The organism is Pseudomonas koreensis (genome assembly GCF_012986595.1).
GTDB lineage: Bacteria > Pseudomonadota > Gammaproteobacteria > Pseudomonadales > Pseudomonadaceae > Aquipseudomonas > Aquipseudomonas koreensis.
This window is the reverse complement of record NZ_JAAQYM010000006.1, coordinates 140,618-160,681: the sequence shown is the minus strand read 5'-3', so window position 1 is coordinate 160,681 and position 20,064 is coordinate 140,618. Positions and strand designations below refer to the sequence as shown.

The following is a 20,064-nucleotide window of genomic DNA, read 5'->3' as shown; positions in this document are numbered from 1 at the left end:
CGGCACGCTGCGATCTTTTGATTTTGATTTCAGGAAGCAAAGTCAAAAGATCGCAGCGTGCCGCAGCTCCTACAGGGGATCGTGTTTTATCTGACAGATTTGTCATCTCGCGCTCAGCAGACTTTGATCCATGATCATCCTGCCGGCCTGTTTGTATCAACTTGAAACACTCCGTTGATGCCGGGCAGGATAATCCGGTCAAAATGGCCGCCTGGAAACTCCCGCCTGTGGCAAGCCACAGGTTCATCTCTGGTTTGTCTGCGAGTCGAGAACCCCTCATGCGAAATCCTTTGCGACTGGCCGCCCTCGGCGCCTTGCTCCTGTCCTCCCTGGCCCAGGCCGCCGACCTGATCCCGATCGAAGTCCATCGCGACGCCAATTGTGGCTGCTGCAAAAAATGGATCAGCCACCTCGAAGCCAACGGCTTTAAAGTCGAAGACCACGTCGAAAGCGACATGAGCAGTTTCAAGCAGCAACACGGCGTGCCACCGCGCCTGGGCTCGTGCCACACCGCGCTGATCAACGGCAAGTTCGTCGAGGGCCATGTTCCGGCTGAACAAGTGCTGGCCCTGAGCAAACGCGACGACCTGCTGGGCGTGGCCGCACCGGGCATGCCGATGGGTTCGCCGGGAATGGAAATGGACGGCATGAGCGATGCCTATCAAGTGATCGGCCTGAAGAAGGACGGCACGGACGTGGTGGTGGCGGACTACCCGGCTCACTGATGGTCGCCGGTTACGTCGGGCTGTTCGCGGCGGCGTTCGGCGCGGCGACACTCTTGCCGCTGCAATCCGAAGCGCTGCTGGTCGGCCTGATCGTCAGCGACCGCTACTGGTTGTGGGGGCTGCTGGCTGTGGCGACGCTGGGTAATGTGCTGGGTTCGCTGGTCAACTGGTGGCTGGGACGCGGCATCGAACGCTTTCAGGATCGGCGCTGGTTTCCCGTCAGCGCGAAGCACATGGACACCGCGCGCAAGCACTATGAGCGTTACGGTCACTGGTCACTGCTGCTCAGCTGGTTGCCGGTGATCGGCGATCCGCTGACCCTGATCGCCGGCGTCATGCGCGAGCCACTCGGGCGCTTTGTGTTGATCGTCACCGTCGCCAAGGCTGCGCGTTACGCCGTGGTGGCGCTGCTGACTTCCGGTTGGCTGGGTTGAACATTTCGCCACGGCGGTTGCCTGTGGTTAACGTCGCCCTAATCCCGCCGTTCCAGCATCGGCTGATTTCAATGGAGTTTGCCCTATGTCCGTCACGCTGACCCGCTGGCTGCCCGGCCTGTTCCTGACGGCCGCGTTGCCGCTGTTTGCCCAGGCCGCCGCGTCCACTGATGCAGTGCCCGAAGCGGGCCCCACGTATGGCCCGGAGCTGCAAGGCTTCCAGTATCCCTACACGCTCAAGCACTTTGCCTTTCAGTCCCAGGGTAAATCCCTGCAGATGGGTTACATGGACGTCGCCGCCCACGGCAAAGCCAATGGCCGCACCGTGGTGCTGATGCACGGCAAGAATTTTTGCGCTGCCACCTGGGACAGTTCGATCAAGGCCTTGAGCGAGGCCGGGTACCGGGTCGTCGCGCCGGATCAGATCGGTTTCTGCACCTCCAGCAAGCCCGACCACTATCAGTACAGCTTCCAGCAACTGGCGAGCAACACCCAGCAACTGCTCAAGGCACTGGGCATCCAGAAAGCCACCCTGCTCGGTCACTCCACCGGCGGCATGCTCGCCACGCGCTACGCCCTGTTGTTCCCGGACCAGGTCGAGCAACTGGCGCTGGTCAACCCGATCGGCCTGGAAGACTGGAAAGCCCTCGGCGTGCCTTGGCGCACGGTCGATCAGTGGTATCAGCGCGAGCTGAAGGTCACCGCCCAAGGCATTCGCGACTACGAGCGCAGCACCTATTACGACGGCCGCTGGAAACCGGAATTCGAGCGCTGGGTCGACATGCTCGCCGGCTTGAGCAATGGCCCGGGCAAGACCCAGGTGGCGTGGAACTCGGCACTGATCTACGACATGATCTTCACCCAGCCGGTGTACTACGAGTTCAAGGACCTGAAGATGCCGACCCTGTTGCTGATCGGCACCTCCGATACCACGGCCATTGGCAAAGATCTCGCCACCCCTGAGGTCAAGGCGAAGATCGGCCACTATGACGTGCTCGGCAAACAGGTCGCCAAGCTGATACCACAGTCGACACTGGTGGAATTTCCCGGCCTCGGCCACGCGCCGCAGATGGAAGAACCGGCGAAATTTCATCAGGCCTTGCTCGGCTGGCTGAACAACCCGAATCCCGTTCGTTGATGAGGTAAGGCTGATGGCGGTGCAGATTGCAGTAATCGATGACTGGCAGGACGTGGCGCGGGATGTGGTCGACTGGTCGGTGCTCGACAGCATCGGCGAAGTGACGTTTGTGCATGAATACCCGGCGGACAACGCCACACTGGCCGAGCGACTGGGCAAATACCAGGTGATCTGCGTGATGCGCGAGCGCACGCGTTTCGACCAGGACCTGCTCCAGCGCCTGCCCAACCTCAAGCTGCTGGTCACCGGCGGCATGCGCAACGCGGCGCTGGACATGCAGGCGGCCGCCAGCCTAGGAATCAAGGTCTGTGGCACCGACAGCTACAAGCACGCGGCGCCGGAACTGACCTGGGCGCTGATCATGGCCGCCACGCGCAATCTGCTCAATGAAGCCAACGCCCTGCGCGCCGGCGGCTGGCAGCAGGGGCTGGGCGGCGACCTGCATGGCCAGACCCTGGGCATCCTCGGTCTTGGCAGCATCGGTCAGAAGGTCGCGCAATTCGGTCAGGTGTTTGGTATGCGCGTGATCGCCTGGAGCGAAAACCTCACCGCTGAACGCGCGCAGCAGGCCGGCGTGACCTACGTCAGCAAACAGCAATTGTTCGAACAGGCCGATGTGCTCTCGGTGCATCTGGTACTCAGCGAGCGCAGTCGCGGGCTGGTCGACGCCCAGGCGCTGGACTGGATGAAGCCGACAGCGCTGCTGGTCAACACCGCCCGCGGGCCGATCGTCGATGAAGCAGCGCTGATCAAGGCCTTGCAGAAACAGAAGATTGCCGGGGCGGCGCTGGATGTGTTCGATCAAGAACCGTTGCCGGAACTGCATCCATTTCGCACCCTGGACAATGTGCTGGCCACGCCACATGTGGGGTATGTCAGCCGGCAGAACTATCAACAGTTCTTTTCGCAGATGATCGAGGATATTCAGGCTTGGGTCGCCGGGAGTCCGGTTCGCCTGTTGAACTGACCGCAATTTCTCGTTGCGGTGCGCCCTCCGACGCCATCGCGAGCAGGCTCACTCCTACACATTGCAATGCGTTCCTCTGTAGGAGTGAGCCTGCTCGCGATGAGGCCCGCACAGACACCCGATCAACAAACTGCCCGCACCACAACAGTGCACCCTCCCTTTGCACTAGCACAGAATCGTGACCGGCCAGTCACCGTTTTGGTCCTCTCCAGCAAAAAAACCTGCACTTCGTCGGTGCGTTTCTGTCTGCAGACCACGGCTTTCGCCGCCTGCCAACCGATTGTCGAACAATTTACCCATTTGCTCTGGCCCGCTCTAGGATCTGGCCTAGACTGATTTTCGCGGGGTAAAACCGCCCGGTCACATAGCCGAAAAATTGTCGAAACTTTTGCTGATTGCGGCGGGTCATCTGAAAGGCAGGGTCAACGCGACTGGTGCAATCCTTGCAACGGCCCATTCACCCATTCTGCTTTGCACGTGTTGGGTAGCGTTTGCTCACCGATGCGTGGCGCGTTTGCGCCCGGCCACAGGATTTGGCCACAGCTTGTTCGATACAAGAATCAGATCAACGACACGGGAGATTCATATGATCAGTGCGGCATTGGAAATTCAGGGAGAGCGTGCTCAGCAGGCGGTTGGTGAATCGAGCACCGTGAGTCTTCCCGGCAGCCGGTCGATCAACGTCCCGAGCACCAAAACGCTGACGCCCGTCGCCAGCCAGAACCCCAACAAGAAAAAAGTATTGTTCGTGACCTCGGAAATCGCCGATCTGGTGAAGACCGGTGGTCTGGGTGACGTCTCCGCCGCCCTGCCCCGCGCCATGGCGCACCTGCACGATGTGCGGGTGTTGATCCCCGGCTACCCGCAGGTGATGCACAGCGAAAACCCGATCCACATCATCGGCGAGCTCGGCGGTCATGCCGCGCTGCCACCGTGCAAGATCGGCCGCATGGACATGCCTGACGGCCTGGTGATTTACGTCCTGATCTGCCCCGAACTCTATGAGCGCGAGGGTTCTCCCTACGGCGCCAACAACGGCCGCGACTGGCCGGACAACCATATTCGTTTCGCCCGCCTGGGCCTGGCCGCTGCCGACATCGCCGCCAACCTCGCACAAATTCACTGGTGCCCGGATCTGGTGCACGCCCATGACTGGCCCGCCGGTCTGGCGCCCGCCTATATGCACTGGCGCGGGCAGCGTACGCCGACCCTGTTCACCATTCACAACCTCGCCTATCAAGGCGTGACCAGCCTCGGCTCGTGCCCGGAGCTCGGCATTCCGACCCATGCCCTGCAACAGGAAGGCATGGAGTTCTACGGCAAGATGTCGTTCCTCAAGGCCGGCATGGCGTATTCGAGCCATATCACCACGGTCAGCGCGACGTATGCGCAAGAGATCACCACCCCGGATTTTGGCTGCGGTCTCGACGGCTTTCTCGCCGCCAAGACCCAGCAAGGCTTGCTCAGCGGCATCCCCAACGGCATCGACGAGAGCTGGGATGCTGCGACCGATCCACACCTGTTCGCGCCGTTCCACATCGGCGACTGGGAAGGCAAAGCGATCAACGCCGCCCATGTACGTGAACTGTTCGGTCTGCACGATTCCACCGGGCCGTTGTTCGCCGTGGTCTCGCGTCTGGTTTATCAGAAAGGCCTGGACCTGACTCAGGCGGTGTCCGAGTACATCGTGCAGAACGGCGGCCAGATCGCAATCATCGGTCGCGGCGAGCCGGAAGAAGAACAGGCCATGCGTGAACTGGCGCTGCGCTTCCCAGGGCAGATCGGCGTGCGCATCGGCTTCAATGAAACCGACGCCCGGCGCATGTTCGCCGGCAGCGATTTCCTGCTGATGCCGTCGCGCTACGAGCCTTGCGGCCTGAGCCAGATGTACGCGCAACGATTCGGTTCGTTGCCGGTGGCGCGCAATACCGGCGGGCTGGCCGACACCATCGAGAACGGTGTCACCGGATTCCTTTTCGACGAATCCACCGCCGACAGCTACCGCGAAGCCCTGAGCCGCGCGTTCAAGGTGTTCGCCTTCCCCGAGCTGCTCAACGCCATGCGCTGCCGGGCCATGGCCGCGCCGTTCAACTGGTGCAAAGCGGTCGAACCCTACGCCGAACTTTATGAACAACTGGTCGCCAAGGCGCTGGGTAAAGCCGGCCACAAATAACTCAGGGAGTTTTTTCACGATGCCGTTACGGACCCAAGATAACTGGCCCCACGGCGCGATCATGCAGGACGCCGAACACACGCAATTTGCGCTGTGGGCACCGGATGCGTTTTACGTCAGTGTCGAACTTGCCAACGGCCAGTCCCTGCCGATGCTGCCGCAGGGTGATGGCTGGTTCGTGATCAAGACCCGGTGCCCCGCGGGCACCCGCTACCGCTACAACATCGACGGCGAACTGGAGGTGCCCGACCCGGCCTCCCGCGCCCAGGATGGCGACCTTGACCGCCACAGTGTGGTGGTCGATCCGCTGGCCTATCAATGGCAGCACACCACCTGGCAAGGTCGGCCGTGGAGTGAAGCGGTGATTTACGAGCTGCACGTCGGTGCGCTCGGCGGATTTGCCGAAGTCGAGCAGCATCTGGCGCGCCTGGTCGAGCTGGGGATTACCGCCATCGAGCTGATGCCGCTGGCACAGTTCCCCGGCAGTCGAAACTGGGGCTACGACGGTGTGCTGCCCTATGCGCCGCAAGCCTCCTACGGCACGCCGGGACAACTCAAGCATCTGATCGACAGCGCCCACGGCCTTGGCCTGGCGGTGATTCTCGACGTGGTCTACAACCACTTCGGCCCCGACGGCAATTACCTGGGCCGCTACGCCAAAGGCTTCTTTCGCGAGGACAAGCACACGCCCTGGGGCGCGGCCATCGATTTCCGCCGCCGGGAAGTGCGGGATTTCTTCATCGAAAACGCACTGATGTGGGTGCTGGAATACCGCTTCGACGGTCTGCGCCTGGACGCGGTGCACGCCATCGAAAGCCCGGATTTCCTGCCGGAACTGGCACAGCGCATCCGCCAGCAAATCGACCCAAGCCGCCATGTCTGGCTGACCGTGGAGAACGAGCTCAACCAGTCGAGCCTGCTCGAAGAGGATTACGACGCGCAGTGGAACGACGACGGGCACAACGCCTTGCACGTGCTGCTGACCGGTGAAACCGACGCCTACTACGCCGACTATGCGCTGCAACCGACCGAACAATTGGTGCGCTGCCTGAGCCAGGGGTTCGTGTTCCAGGGGCATATCACCCGCCACGGTGAACCGCGCGGCGAGCCGAGCGAACACCTGCCCTCCACCGCCTTCGTGCTGTTCCTGCAGAACCACGACCAGATCGGCAACCGCGCCTTTGGCGAACGCCTGCATCAACTGGCCAACCCTAAGGCGGTGCAGGCGGCCACCGTGCTGTTGCTGCTGTCCCCGATGATTCCGCTGATGTTCATGGGCGACGAATACGCGGCCGAACAGCCTTTCCTGTTTTTCACCAGCCACCACGGCGAGCTGGCGGATCTGGTGCGCGAAGGTCGGCGCAATGAATTTGCAGACTTCAGCGCCTTCAGCGATCCGCACAAGCGCGAGCAAATTCCCGACCCGAATGCCGAACAGACCTTTCATGCCTCGCAACCACGGCTGATGGGCAGCGGTAGCGCGAAACAGCAGGAAACCCTCGCCCTGTACCGGCACCTGCTGCAACTGCGCCACCGCTACATCATCCCGCATCTGTCCGGCACCCAGGCGCTCGGCGCACACATGCTCGGCCACGGCGCGGTCAGTGCACGCTGGCGCCTGGGCGATGGCAGCGAGCTGCGAATTGACCTGAACCTCAGCGATACGCCAGTGGTCAACCCTCCACAGAGCGATGCCGTGTGGCTGTTTCAACAGCCGCCTGCGGTTGCCCTGTCGGAACCGGGCCAACTGCCCGCGTATTGCGCGCTTGTCAGCCTCACGGCCGCAACCCCCTTGCAACCTTTGGATGGAGAGCGCCTATGAGCGATGCGCAACTGGAAATTCTCGCCAGCAGAGCTGGCCTTGCCGTTGACTGGATCGACGCCAACGGCCGCCCGCAAAAAGTCGCCCCGGCGGTACTGCGCAATGTCCTCACCGGACTCGGGCATCCGGCCAATACCGCGCAGGAAATCGACGCCAGCCTGCTGCAACTGCAACAAGTGCAACAGGATCTGCACCTGCCGCCGCTGCTCACTGCCGACGTAGGTGTCGGCGTGGATCTGGCGCGCTATTTCGAACCGCAAACCCCGTGTGAGATTCATCTCGAAGACGGCTCGCGGCTGAACCTCAAGCTTGATGACAACGCCGTGCTGCCGGGATTGGTCCCGGTCGGCTATCAACAGGTGCACATCGCCGATCAGTATTTCACCTTGGCCGTGGCGCCGGAGCGCTGCTTTAGCGTCGGCGATGCGGTGGACAACCCGATCCCGCGGGTCTGGGGTCTGAGCGCGCAACTCTACGGTCTGCGTCGCCCCGGCGATGGCGGTTTCGGCGACACGCAAGCGCTGGAAGAATTGGTTCGGGTGGCCGGCGAGCGCGGTGCCGATGCGTTGGCGATCAGCCCACTGCACGCGATGTTCAGCGCCGACACCGGGCGCTACAGCCCTTATTCGCCGTCCAGTCGTCTATTCCTCAATTCACTATATGCTGCCCCCGGGGCGATCCTCGGGGAACGGGCGCTGCGCGATGCGATTGACGCCAGCGGCCTGGCCGAGCAATTCCAGCAACTGGAAGAGCTCAAACTCATCGACTGGCCGACTGCCGCCGACGCCAAGCAAAAATTGCTGCAAGCCTTGTACGACGGGTTCGTCGCCGGCGAGCATCCTCTGCACGCGGATTGCGCCAGCTTCCGCCACAGCGGTGGCGAAGCACTGGAAAATCATTGCCGCTTCGAAGCCATTCAGGAAATGCGCGCTGCCCGTGGCGAAAGCCTCGATTGGCGCGAATGGCCGGAACACTGGCACGACCCGCGCGGCGCCGCCCTCGAAGCGTTTGCCGAGGAATACGCGGAGCGCATCGCTTACTTCGCCTTTTGCCAATGGTTGATCCACCGTTGCCTGGAGCGCGCACAAACCGCCGCGCGCAGCGCCGGGATGGGCATCGGCCTGATCGCCGACCTGGCCGTGGGTGCCGACGGTGCCGGCAGCCAGGCCTGGAGTTTTCAGGACGAATTGCTCGCCTCGCTGACCGTTGGCGCACCACCCGACATCCTCAATCGTTCCGGCCAGGGCTGGGGGATTTCCGCGTTTTCTCCCGAAGGCCTGATCCGCAATGGCTTTCGCGCGTTCATCGACATGCTGCGTGCCAACTTCGCCCATGCCGGCGGCCTGCGCATCGACCACGTCATGGGCCTGCAACGCCTGTGGGTGATCCCCAACGGTGCCGCCCCCGCCGACGGCGCGTACCTGTATTACCCGGTGGACGATCTGCTGCGCCTGCTGACCCTCGAATCCCATCGCCATCAGGCCATCGTCCTTGGGGAAGACCTCGGCACCGTGCCCGAAGGCCTGCAGGAAAAACTTATCGCCCGTTCGATTCTCGGCATGCGCGTGCTGCTGTTCGAACAGGACAACACCCGTTTCAAACCGATTCTCGACTGGCCGGACAACGCCCTGGCAACCACCACCACCCACGACCTGCCGACGCTCAACGGCTGGTGGCATGGCCGCGACATCGACTGGAATGCGCGCCTGGGCTTTGTCGATGCCAACGGTGAAATCGACTGGCGGCGTCATCGCCAGCGCGAACGCGAAGGCTTGCGCAGCGCCTTGAGTCAGGACCCGCAGAACTTCCGCGAAGAGTCCCACGAAGCCGATCAGGTGGTGGACGCCAGCGTGCGGTTCCTCGGTCATACCCGGGCGCCGCTGGTGTTATTGCCACTGGAGGACGCATTGGGCATCGACGAACAGGCCAACCTGCCTGGCACCATCGACAGCCACCCGAACTGGTCGCGGCGGTTGCCCGGCAACAGCGAAGCCTTGCTCGACGGGGTCGATGCAGCGCGTCGTCTGGAACTGCTGGCCTGCGCCCGCCTTCAGGCAGCCGAGCGTGACCAATGAACCAGACGCTCATCCAGCCACTGCGCGCGACCCTGCGCCTGCAATTTCACAAAGGCTTCACCCTGGAACAGGCGGTGCCACTGGTGCCGTACTTTGCCAGCCTCGGTATCAGCCATATCTACGCCTCGCCACTGCTCGCCGCGCGAGCCGGCTCGATGCACGGCTACGACGTGGTCGACCCGACCCAGGTCAACCCGGAACTCGGCGGCGAACCGGCGTTGCGGCGCCTGGTCAGCACCCTGCGCGAACACAACATGGGGCTGATCCTCGACATCGTCTCCAATCACATGGCCGTCGGCGGCGGTGACAACCCATGGTGGCTCGACCTGCTGGAATGGGGTCGACTGAGCCCTTACAGCGAGTTCTTCGACATCCAGTGGCACTCGCCGGACCCGTTGATGGAAGGCCAGTTGCTGCTGCCGTTTCTCGGCAGCGATTACGGCGTCGCACTGCAGGAAGGCTCGCTGAAACTGCATTTCGATGCGCAGCAGGGACGCTTCCACGTCGAGCATTACGAGCATCACTTCCCGATCTGCCCGAATGACTATGGCGACCTGCTCAAACCGGTCGAAGCGCTGCAGTCGCTGGCCGAGCGTTTCACTGCCCTCCGTGACCAGTCCGACGCTCATTCGCTGGCGCTGCCGCTCAAGGCAGAGTTGCGCGAGCTGGCAGGCGATCCGCAGATCCTCAAAGCCATTGAGGCCAACCTGACGCATTACGACTCCACCACCGAGGAAGGTTTCGACAAACTGCACCAGTTGCTGGAGCGCCAGAGCTACCGTCTGGCGAGTTGGCGCACCGCTGCCGATGACATCAACTGGCGGCGTTTTTTCGACATCAACGAACTCGGCGGCTTGCGCGTCGAACGCCCGGCAGTCTTCGAAGCGACCCACGGCAAGATCTTCCAGTTGATCGCTGAAGGGCTGGTCGACGGTTTGCGCATCGACCACATCGACGGCCTCGCCGATCCGCGTGGTTATTGCCGCAAGCTGCGCCGGCGCCTCGACCTGCTCGCGCCAGGGCGGCATTTGCCGATCTACGTCGAGAAGATTCTCGGCGCTGGCGAAACCCTGCGCCGCGACTGGGCAGTGGATGGCAGCACCGGTTACGAGTTCATGAATCAGCTGTCGCTGCTGCAACACGACCCCGACGGCGAACACGTACTCGGCGACCTCTGGCAGCGGCGTACCGAGCGCCCGGCGGCGTTCATCGAAGAAGCGCAACTGGCACGCCAGCAGATCCTCAATGGCTCGCTGGCCAGTGACTTCGAAAGCGTCGCCCAGGCCCTGTTGCAAGTGGCCCGGGACGACCTGATGACCCGCGACCTGACCCTCGGCGCGATCCGCCGGGTGTTGCAGGCGCTGATCGTGCATTTCCCGGTCTACCGCACCTATATCAGCGCATTGGGCCGCCCGGCACAGGATGAACAGTTCTTCCAGCAGGCCATGGACGGTGCTCGCCAGACCTTGGGCGAAGGCGACTGGCCGGTGCTCGATTGCGTCGCTGCGTGGCTCGGCGGCACACCGTGGCGGCACAAGCCGCGCGGGCGCTCGCGCAAGATCCTCAAGCACGCCTGCGTACGCTTCCAGCAACTGACCTCACCGGCAGCGGCCAAGGCAGTCGAAGACACCGCGCTGTATCGCTCGGCGGTGCTGCTGTCGCGCAATGACGTCGGCTACAACACCGAGCAGTTCAGCGCGCCGCTCAGTGACTTCCATGCCATCAATCAGCAGCGGATGGAGGCGTTTCCCGACAACTTGCTGGCCACCGCCACCCACGACCACAAGCGCGGCGAAGACACCCGGGCGCGGCTGGCGGTGCTCAGCGAACGCAGCCACTGGTACGCCGAACAGGTCGAGCTGTGGCGCGCCCTCGCCCGGCCGCTGCGCGACGACGATCAACTGCCGTCGTCCGCTGATGAACTGATCCTCTATCAAGCATTGCTCGGCAGTTGGCCGCTGCAACTGCGCGATGACGATCAGACAGGTTTTGCCGATTACGCCGAGCGCATCTGGCAATGGCAACAGAAAGCCCTGCGTGAAGCCAAGCTGCAAAGCAGCTGGAGTGCGCCCAACGAAGCCTATGAAAACGCTGCGCAGACCTTCACCCGACGCCTGCTGACCGGTGACGAAGGCGAACTGCTGCGCGCGGCACTGAGCAAGACCGTCAACGGCATCGCCGCCGCCGGTGCGCTCAATGGTCTGGCGCAAACCTTGCTGCGCATGACCGTGCCGGGGGTGCCCGATCTGTATCAGGGCAACGAGTTCTGGGACTTCAGTCTGGTTGATCCGGACAACCGCCGGCCGGTGGATTACGCCGCCCACGAGCAGGCCCTGCATGCGCATGCAGAGGTCGAGAAGTTGCTGGCGAACTGGCGTGACGGGCGCATCAAGCAAGCGCTGATCGCCCAGGTGCTGAACCTGCGCGCCGAACACGCCGAGCTGTTCCGGCGAGGCTCGTACCAGGCCCTGGAGGTGCTGGGCAGCCAGGCGCACAACGTGCTCGCGTTTGCCCGTGAACACGAGGGGACGTACGCCATCGTGATCGTACCGGTGCGCTGCGCGACGCTGCTGGAAAACTGTGCCATCCCTCAGGTCGATGCGCTGCGCTGGGGCGATACGCGGGTGGTTTTACCGTTCGCCGCCTCCGACACAAACCTGAAGGGACTTTTTCACAGCAGCGCAGTCACAAAAAACAGGGAGCTGAACGTCAGCGCCGCGCTGGGGGATATCCCGGTCAATCTCTTTATCCAACTCTTTACGTAACGACGAGTTCAGTTCAGGAGCATTGCGATGAGTACCGACGATAAACGCATCCGCGAGTTCGCCTATCAGATCTGGGAATCAGAGGGCAAACCTGAAGGTCACGAAGCACGCCACTGGGAGATGGCGCGCAAACTGGCTGAAGCCGAGGCTTTGGCGCCGAAGAAATCGCCGAAGGCAACAGGCAGCAAGACGGCTGGCAAGACGGCCAGCAAAGACACCGACAGCAAAGCCGCAGCGGCCAAACCCAAGGCTGCGGCGGCCGCCAAGGCCAAACCGGCCGGCGCGGCGAAGGTCGTTCCGCCGGGCGAAAAAGCCCCCGAGAAAAAGCCCCGGGCAACCCGCAAGCCCCCGGCCAACTGACCCACCCGGATTATTGAACTGAATGACCGTGTGGCGAGCTTGCTCGCCACCGAGGGCCAACTCGTCCTCAAGAAATGTGAAAAACCCTGACTGGAGAGCGTTTTGTGGTGAGGGGATTTATCCCCGATGGGTCGCGCAGCGGCCCCAAAGCAGCAATGGCGATGTCTCAGACATTCCGCGTGCACAGGTTTTGCGACTGCTTCGCAGCCGATCGGGGATAAATCCCCTCGCCACACAATCTGCTCCCGTAATTGATCAGTTATTCGAACCAACCCGTTTTGCAGGAGCAATCATGTCCAGTCCCAAAAAAGCCGAGCCCGCAACGCACGCCGAGCCGTCCAGAATCCGTGAAGGCCTGCCCTTCCCGCTCGGTGCGACCTGGGATGGGCTGGGGGTTAACTTTGCACTGTTTTCCGCCAACGCCACCAAGGTTGAACTGTGCATCTTCGATGACGCCGGTGAAGTCGAACTCGAACGCATCGAACTGCCGGAATACACCGACGAGATTTACCACGGCTATCTGCCGGACGCCCACCCGGGGCTGATCTACGGTTATCGCGTCTACGGCCCATATGATCCGGCCAATGGTCATCGCTTCAACCACAACAAACTGCTGATCGACCCCTACGCCAAGCAACTGGTCGGCGAGTTGAAATGGTCCGAAGCACTGTTCGGCTACACCATCGGCCATCCGGACGCCGACCTCAGTTTCGACGAACGCGACAGCGCGCCCTTCGTGCCCAAATGCAAAGTCATCGACCCGGCGCACACCTGGGGCAACGACCACCGCGTCAGCGTGCCGTGGGACAAGACCATCATTTATGAAACCCACGTACGCGGCATCAGCATGCGGCACCCGTCGGTGCCGGAGAACGTGCGCGGCACATTTGCCGGGTTGATGGTTGACGATGTGCTGGAACACATCCGCAAGCTCGGCGTGTCGTCGGTGGAATTGCTGCCGATCCATGCCTTCGTCAACGACCAGCACTTGCTGCACAAAGGCATGACCAACTACTGGGGCTACAACAGCATCGCGTTCTTCGCCCCGGACCCGCGCTATCTGGCCAGCGGCAAGATCGCCGAGTTCAAGGAAATGGTCGCGCACCTGCACGAAGCCAATCTGGAAGTGATCCTCGACGTGGTCTACAACCACACCGCCGAGGGCAACGAACAAGGCCCGACCCTGTCGATGCGCGGCATCGACAACGCCTCGTACTACCGGCTGATGCCCGACGACAAGCGTTTCTACATCAACGATTCCGGCACCGGCAACACGCTGGACCTGAGTCACCCGTGCGTGTTGCAAATGGTCACCGACTCGCTGCGTTACTGGGCCAGCGAAATGCACGTCGACGGGTTCCGCTTCGACCTGGCGACCATCCTCGGCCGTTATCACGACGGTTTCGACGAGCGTCACAGCTTCCTCGTCGCCTGCCGTCAGGACCCGGTACTGCGTCAGGTGAAAATGATCGCCGAGCCTTGGGACTGCGGCCCCGGCGGCTATCAGGTGGGTCACTTCCCGCCGGGCTGGGTCGAGTGGAACGACAAGTTCCGCGACACCGTGCGTGCGTTCTGGAAAGGCGATGACGGCCAGGTCGCCGACTTCGCCAGCCGCATGACCGCGTCCGGCGAAATGTTCAACCAGCGCGGACGGCGACCGTATTCGTCGGTGAACTTCATCACCGCGCATGACGGTTTCACCCTCAATGACCTGGTGTCGTACAACGACAAGCACAACGAAGCCAACGACGAGAACAACCAGGACGGCAGCAACAACAACCTGTCGTGGAACCACGGCGTCGAAGGTCCGACCGACGATCCTGAAATCAATGAACTGCGTCACCGGCAGATGCGTAACTTCTTCGCCACCCTGCTGCTGGCCCAAGGCACGCCGATGATCGTCGCCGGCGACGAATTCGCGCGGACTCAGGACGGCAACAACAACGCCTATTGCCAGGACAGCGAGATCGGCTGGGTCAACTGGGACCTGAGCGAGGACGGCAAGGCACTGCTGAAGTTCGTCAAACGCCTGATCAAGTTGCGCATGGCGTATCCGATCCTGCGTCGCGGACGTTTCCTGGTCGGCGAATACAACGAGGACATCGGCGTCAAGGACGTGACCTGGCTTGCGCCGGACGGCACCGAGATGACCACCGAACACTGGCACGACGCGCACAACCGTTGCCTGGGCATGCTCCTCGATGGCCGCGCGCAGGAAACCGGGATTCGCCGCAAGGGCGCCGACGCGACCCTGCTGCTGGTGGTCAACGCGCATCACGACATCGTCAATTTCCAGCTGCCGGAAGTGCCGGAAGGCAGTTTCTGGACCTGCATGATCGACACCAACCAACCGGCGATTCGCGGTCAGGAACGCTTCGAGTTCGGTCACGAATATTCCGTCACCGGCCGTTCGCTGCTGCTGTTCGAACTGCAACGCGAAGAAGAAGACTGATATGGACTTGCACAATTATCTGGCACGCCGCCCGCCGGACTATCGCGACACTGCGGCGCTCGGCCACTGCCTGCGGGCGCTGGTCGAGGCCGGGCTGGATCAGTTGCCGTTACCGGGCAGTGGCCGCACGCTGGAGCGCTTTCAGCGCCTGGCGGAGGTCGGCGGACACGATCTGGGCTTGTGCAAGCTCTACGAGGGACACACCGACGCGTTGGCGATCATCGAACAACTCGGTGGTTCGCCGACACCCGGCAGCACCTGGGGCATGTGGGCCGCAGAACCGCCCCAGGCGCGCGTGCAAGTGCGCCCGGCCGGGCACATGGTCCGTCTCGACGGGCGCAAGGCCTGGTGCTCCGGGGCGGCGGTGCTCAGCCATGCGCTGCTCACCGCGTGGGACGCCGATGAGCGTCAGCAACTGGTGGCGGTGGCGCTCGATCAACCGGGCGTGAACGTCACCGATCAGGGCTGGCAAGCGGTCGGCATGGGCGCCACCGGCAGCGTCGAGGTGCTGTTCGACGGCGCCGAGGCGCAGGCCATCGGCAACCCCGGCGATTACCTGCAACGCCCGGGTTTCTGGCAAGGCGGAATCGGCATCGCCGCGTGCTGGTACGGCGCGGCGCAACAGCTTGCCCAGGCGCTGCGCCAACACTGCGCACAACGCCAGGAACCGCATGCCCTCGCGCATCTCGGCGCCGTCGATTCGGCGTTGCATGCGGCGGCCAACGTCCTGCGCTTCAGCGCGCTGCACATCGATACTTACCCCGAGGCCCACGCCGAACTACTTGCCCGACGCGCCCGCGCGGTGGTCGAAGACACCGCCGAACAGGTCCTGCGTGAAGCCGGACGGGCATTGGGTGCGGGACCGTTCTGCAAGGACCGCCACTTTGCGCAATTGAGCGCCGATCTGCCGGTATTCCTGCGCCAGAGCCATGCCGAGCGCGACCTGGCGGCCCTCGGCCAATGGCTGGCCGAACACCCCGAGGAGGCCTGGAGCCTATGAATGCCGCCAGCAAACCCGATCCGATCATCGGCCACCAGGGCACTTCGCTGCTGCAATGGCAACACTCCCGGCACCTTGCGGCGCTGGACAGTGTCGATGTCCTCAGTCTGGTTCCACCGGGCGCCCGTGCGGTGATTGTCGCCCCGCACCCGGACGACGAAGTGCTCGGCTGCGGCGGCTTGTTGCAGTTGCTGGCGGCCGCCGGGCGTCAGTTGCAACTGATCTCGGTCACCGATGGCAGCGCCAGTCATCCCGGTTCCGCACGCTGGCCGGTCGAACGCCTGAGCGTGGTGCGGCCGCAGGAATCGGCCGAAGCCCTTCGCCGCCTCGGCGTACCGCTGCACCGGATGAAATGGCTGCGCGGTGGTTTCAGCGATAGCCAGGTCGCTGCGGATGAGCCGTCGCTGGTCGCGTTCATCGAACGCCACCTGCGCCCCGGCGACGTGGTGTTCAGCACGTGGTGCGAGGACGGCCATTGCGATCACGAAGCCGCGGGGCGCGCCAGTATCGAAGCCGCGCGGCGGGTCGGCGCCACTTGTCACGAATTGCCGGTGTGGACTTGGCATTGGGCCTCCCCCGAAGACGCCTCGGTGCCGTGGCAACGCGCGCGCAAGATTCTGTTGTCAGCGGAGCAAGTGGCGCGTAAACGCCACGCGGTGCACGCCTTCGCCAGCCAACTGGAAGGCGACCCGCAAGCCGGGCTGCAACCGGTATTGGCGCCGTACGTGCTGGATCGTCTGCTGCAACCGTTTGAAGTGGTGTTCCTATGAGTGTCGATGATCGCTATTTCGACGGGTTGTTCAGCGCCAACGATGACCCTTGGGCCTTCCGCGAACGCTGGTACGAACAGCGCAAACGGGCCATCACCCTCGCCGCCCTGCCCCGCGCACATTACCGGGCGATCTTCGAGCCCGGTTGCGCCAATGGCGAACTCAGCGCCGAACTGGCTGGGCGTTGCGACCGCCTGCTGTGTTGCGACACCGCCAGCGCCGCAGTGAATCTGGCCCGTACCCGTTTGAGTCTTTTTGACCACGCCGAAGTGCGCCAGAGTCGCTTGCCCGGCGACTGGCCGGAGGAAAAATTCGACCTGATTGTATTTAGCGAAATCGGCTACTACCTCGATGCCCAGGATCTGACAGAAGTGATCCGGCGCATCAGTCAATCCCTGACCGCCGACGGCCAATTGCTGGCCTGTCACTGGCGCCCACCGATTGACGAATGCCCGCTCAATGCGCGTCAGGTCCACGACCTTATCCATGAGCATCTGGCGCTGCCGCGTGTGGCGCTGCATCAGGAAGCGGACTTCCTGCTTGAAGTCTGGAGCCGCGAACCGCGTTCGGTGGCCGCACTGGAGGGTCTGCGATGATCGGTATTCTGATTCCTGCGCACAACGAGGAAGCGCTGCTCGGGCAATGCCTCAGCGCCGCGTTGCGCGCCAGCAAGCACGGGCTGTTGGCCGGCGAACCGGTGGAAGTGCTGGTGGTGCTCGACAGTTGCACCGACCGCTCGGCGCAGATTGTCAGTGACTTTCCGGTGCTGAGCCTGCACATCGATGCGCGCAACGTCGGTCAGGCCCGGGCCGCCGGCGCGCAAGTCCTGCTGGAGCGCGGTGCGCGCTGGATCTCCTGCTCCGACGCCGACAGCCGCGTGGCGGATGACTGGCTGGTGGCGCAGCTGGGCCTGGGTGCCGACGCGGTATGCGGCACCGTGACCGTCGAGCACTGGGATCAGTCGTTCAATGAGTCAGCCCAGATCCGCTATCACCGCCACTATCAGGCCCGTGACGGTCACCGGCACATCCACGGTGCCAACCTCGGGATCAGCGCCGACGCCTACCGCTGGGCCGGTGGCTTCCCGCCGCTGGCCTGCGATGAAGACGTGCAACTGGTGCGGCGCCTGGAATTGTCGGGGGCGGACATCGCCTGGAGCCATCGCCCGCAGGTGCACACCAGCGCCCGCCTGGACAGCCGCGCGCGCGGAGGATTCGGGGATTATTTGCGGAATCTGGCACAGATCGATCAAAAAAAACCGGGTCAGTTTGATCTGTGACGCGACGAACCGCAGATCTTGAGCAATACTCTGCTGCGCGGCAATCCAGGGTTCGGAGCGTCGCACGGCAATCCATCCGCCTTCACGGGTCGCGCGCGCCTGATTGTTCACGGCGTCGGTACGACTGAGGGCCAGACTCAACAAGGACGTAACACCCATGAAACCGTTATCCCTCAGCGATAATCCGCTGCCGGCGCAGATATGGAACAGCGCCCCGCAGCTCGACAACATTCCCGTCATCAATACCCACAGTCTGGTGCCACCCGGTGCCCGAGCCGTCGTGGTCGCCCCGCATCCGGGCGATGAAGTGGTGACCTGCGGCGGTCTGCTGCAACTGCTCTCCAGCCTCGACCACCCCTTGCAATTGCTGTCGATCACCGACGGCAGTGCCAGCCACCCCGGCTCGCGGCAATGGTCGGAAAAACGCCTGAGCGTGTTCCGCCCGCAAGAGAGCGTCGAGGCGCTGCGGCGCCTGGGTCTGCCGATGCACAGCCTGAAATGGGTGCGCGGCGGGTTCACTGACAACGCGCTGCTCGACCGGGAGACCGACCTTACCGAGTTCATCGCGCGCTACCTGCGTCCCGGTGACGTGGTGTTCAGCACCTGGCGCAACGATGGCAATGCCGACCACGAAGCGGTCGGACGTGCCAGTGCCCAAGCGGCAGCACAAGTGGGCGCGACCTTCCACGACGTGCCGGTCTGGGCCTGGCACTGGCCGGAGCGCGATCACAGCCTGATCCCCTGGGAACGTGCGCGCAAACTGCGCCTCGATACGTGGACCGTGGCGCGCAAGAGCCACGCCACCCACGCCTACGCCAGCCAGCTCAAGGGCGAACCGGCAATCGGCATTGCGCCGATGCTGCCGCCAGTCCTGCTCGAACGCATGCGGCTGCCGTACGAGATCGTCTTCATCTGAAACAACCATTCCTTGTGGAAGCAAACTTGCTCGCGAAGAGGCCGTGTCAGGCACTTGATGTATTGGCTAAAACGCCGCTTTCGCGAGCAGGCTCGCTCCCACAAGGGACTTTTTGTCGGGCATAAAATAGGTGAGCCCCGCAAATCCAATGTGGGAGCGAGCCTGCTCGCGATGAGGCCATAACAGTTGCCGCCTAATCCTTGGGTACGACGTTATCCAGCGCCTGATTCACCGCCAACTCGCCCAGCATCACCACTTGGGCAATGCCCAGCGCCGTATTGCGACTCGGCCCTTCCAGCGTGCCGGCGAAATCACCGAGCATCACCGTGACCGAAGCCAGGGATTCGCAGGCGTTGGCCAGCAGGGATTCGGTGTCGGTTTGCGGGTTGACCATGAACATGCTGCTGGGGGTGTACGGCGTCGCCATGATTTGCGCGGGCGCGAGGTAGTGGTCGAGGGCGCGTTCGGCGGCTTCGTGGAGTTTTCTGGAGTTGTGGGATTCGTAGGGTGATACCGGGTCTGTAGCCGGTGGATTGGGGGTGGTTTCGGGCATCAGCTGGAACTCCGATCGAGGCACTTTTGAAAGAATCACGACCTGTAGGAGCTGCCGAAGGCTGCGATCTTTTGATGTTGTTTTTTAAAAACAAGATCAAAAGATCGCAGCCTGCGGCAGCTCCTACAGGGCCGGGTGACTAGTTCGGTACGCGGCGGCCGTCCAGGACTCGGTTGACCATCAGTTCACTGAGCATGATCACCTGATGCAGCATCAGCACGGCGCGGCGGTGTGAGTCGTCGAGCGCGCTGCCGATATCGCGCGCCATGTCGCTGGCGGCGGCTAGTGATTCGCAGGCTTCGACGAGTAGAGTTTCTTCGTCCACGGTCGGGTCGATGAGGAAGATTCTGTTCGATTTGCGTGACGGGGTTGAAGGGATCGAGATTTTCAGTGCGCCGGGGTTGAGGTAGAACTTGATGGCGCGGTCGGTCGCCTCTTTTATCTTCTGCGGGTCGAGGGCCGGGTCGTAGGGGATCGGGTCGGCGTCTGGGGGGTTGGGTGTGGCTTTGAACATGGATGTACTCCTATTGCAGATTTTCAGGAGCCATCACTCTCGCTACCAAACGAGGGTGGCGGCCATACGCGGGTTGGTAGACCGGCTGCAATAGGAACCCGGCGCTCGCGAACGAGCCCCA

General features: G+C 62.9%; 17 protein-coding genes. 15 read left to right on the top strand and 2 right to left on the bottom strand.

Annotated elements, in window-relative coordinates:
* Positions 1-278: 278 nt before the first annotated feature.
* The 15 genes from HBN98_RS19500 to HBN98_RS19430 all read left to right on the top strand — a co-directional run bounded on the left by HBN98_RS19500 (position 279) and on the right by HBN98_RS19430 (position 18,876).
* Positions 279-725, top strand: a complete 447-nt coding sequence (locus HBN98_RS19500; protein WP_064587411.1) for a DUF411 domain-containing protein — start codon at positions 279-281, stop codon at positions 723-725.
* A complete protein-coding gene (locus HBN98_RS19495; RefSeq protein ID WP_083369208.1) occupies positions 725-1,159 on the top strand; it encodes a YqaA family protein in 435 nt (144 codons plus the stop codon). Before HBN98_RS19500 ends, HBN98_RS19495 begins: the two co-directional genes overlap by 1 nt.
* Positions 1,160-1,244: 85 nt before the next feature.
* Positions 1,245-2,297 carry an alpha/beta fold hydrolase gene (locus HBN98_RS19490; RefSeq protein ID WP_083369209.1) on the top strand — a complete coding sequence of 351 codons (1,053 nt, stop codon included), beginning with the start codon at positions 1,245-1,247 and terminating at the stop codon, positions 2,295-2,297.
* Between the two features lie 13 nt (positions 2,298-2,310).
* Positions 2,311-3,264, top strand: coding sequence for a D-2-hydroxyacid dehydrogenase family protein (locus HBN98_RS19485; protein WP_083369210.1), 954 nt, complete (start codon positions 2,311-2,313; stop codon positions 3,262-3,264).
* Positions 3,265-3,850: 586 nt separating this feature from the next.
* On the top strand, positions 3,851-5,437 hold the full coding sequence (glgA, locus tag HBN98_RS19480; protein WP_064587407.1) for a glycogen synthase GlgA: 1,587 nt from the start codon (positions 3,851-3,853) through the stop codon (positions 5,435-5,437).
* 19 nt (positions 5,438-5,456) lie between these two features.
* The gene (gene treZ, locus HBN98_RS19475) at positions 5,457-7,259 is read left to right on the top strand and encodes a malto-oligosyltrehalose trehalohydrolase (RefSeq protein WP_083369211.1); all 1,803 of its coding nucleotides are present in this window, start codon (positions 5,457-5,459) and stop codon (positions 7,257-7,259) included.
* Positions 7,256-9,334: a 4-alpha-glucanotransferase gene (malQ, locus tag HBN98_RS19470; protein ID WP_083369212.1), complete on the top strand. Its 2,079-nt coding sequence runs from the start codon at positions 7,256-7,258 to the stop codon at positions 9,332-9,334. The genes treZ and malQ overlap by 4 nt, the downstream gene beginning before the upstream one ends.
* Positions 9,331-12,099: a malto-oligosyltrehalose synthase gene (locus tag HBN98_RS19465; RefSeq protein ID WP_083369213.1), complete on the top strand. Its 2,769-nt coding sequence runs from the start codon at positions 9,331-9,333 to the stop codon at positions 12,097-12,099. Before malQ ends, HBN98_RS19465 begins: the two co-directional genes overlap by 4 nt.
* A 27-nt stretch (positions 12,100-12,126) precedes the next feature.
* Entirely contained in the window at positions 12,127-12,459 is a 333-nt protein-coding gene (locus tag HBN98_RS19460) for a DUF2934 domain-containing protein (protein ID WP_064587403.1), read from the top strand.
* Positions 12,460-12,751: 292 nt separating this feature from the next.
* Positions 12,752-14,911 carry a glycogen debranching protein GlgX gene (gene glgX, locus HBN98_RS19455; protein ID WP_083369214.1) on the top strand — a complete coding sequence of 720 codons (2,160 nt, stop codon included), beginning with the start codon at positions 12,752-12,754 and terminating at the stop codon, positions 14,909-14,911.
* A 1-nt stretch (position 14,912) separates the two neighbouring features.
* The gene (locus HBN98_RS19450) at positions 14,913-15,911 is read left to right on the top strand and encodes an acyl-CoA dehydrogenase family protein (RefSeq protein WP_083369215.1); all 999 of its coding nucleotides are present in this window, start codon (positions 14,913-14,915) and stop codon (positions 15,909-15,911) included.
* Positions 15,908-16,681 (top strand): PIG-L deacetylase family protein, encoded by a 774-nt coding sequence (locus HBN98_RS19445; protein WP_083369216.1) that lies wholly within the window; start codon positions 15,908-15,910, stop codon positions 16,679-16,681. The genes HBN98_RS19450 and HBN98_RS19445 overlap by 4 nt, the downstream gene beginning before the upstream one ends.
* The gene (locus HBN98_RS19440) at positions 16,678-17,277 is read left to right on the top strand and encodes an SAM-dependent methyltransferase (protein ID WP_083369217.1); all 600 of its coding nucleotides are present in this window, start codon (positions 16,678-16,680) and stop codon (positions 17,275-17,277) included. The genes HBN98_RS19445 and HBN98_RS19440 overlap by 4 nt, the downstream gene beginning before the upstream one ends.
* Positions 17,274-17,960, top strand: a complete 687-nt coding sequence (locus HBN98_RS19435; protein WP_083369218.1) for a glycosyltransferase family 2 protein — start codon at positions 17,274-17,276, stop codon at positions 17,958-17,960. Before HBN98_RS19440 ends, HBN98_RS19435 begins: the two co-directional genes overlap by 4 nt.
* A gap of 157 nt (positions 17,961-18,117) precedes the next feature.
* A complete protein-coding gene (locus HBN98_RS19430; RefSeq protein WP_064587397.1) occupies positions 18,118-18,876 on the top strand; it encodes a PIG-L deacetylase family protein in 759 nt (252 codons plus the stop codon).
* Positions 18,877-19,069: 193 nt separating this feature from the next.
* On the opposite strand, the gene HBN98_RS19425 is transcribed toward HBN98_RS19430, so the two are convergent.
* Together HBN98_RS19425 and HBN98_RS19420 are read right to left on the bottom strand one after the other, a co-directional pair.
* A complete protein-coding gene (locus HBN98_RS19425; protein ID WP_083369219.1) occupies positions 19,070-19,429 on the bottom strand; it encodes a DUF6124 family protein in 360 nt (119 codons plus the stop codon).
* A 139-nt stretch (positions 19,430-19,568) separates the two neighbouring features.
* Positions 19,569-19,943 (bottom strand): DUF6124 family protein, encoded by a 375-nt coding sequence (locus tag HBN98_RS19420; RefSeq protein ID WP_083369220.1) that lies wholly within the window; start codon positions 19,941-19,943, stop codon positions 19,569-19,571.
* Between the last annotated feature and the right edge of the window lie 121 nt (positions 19,944-20,064).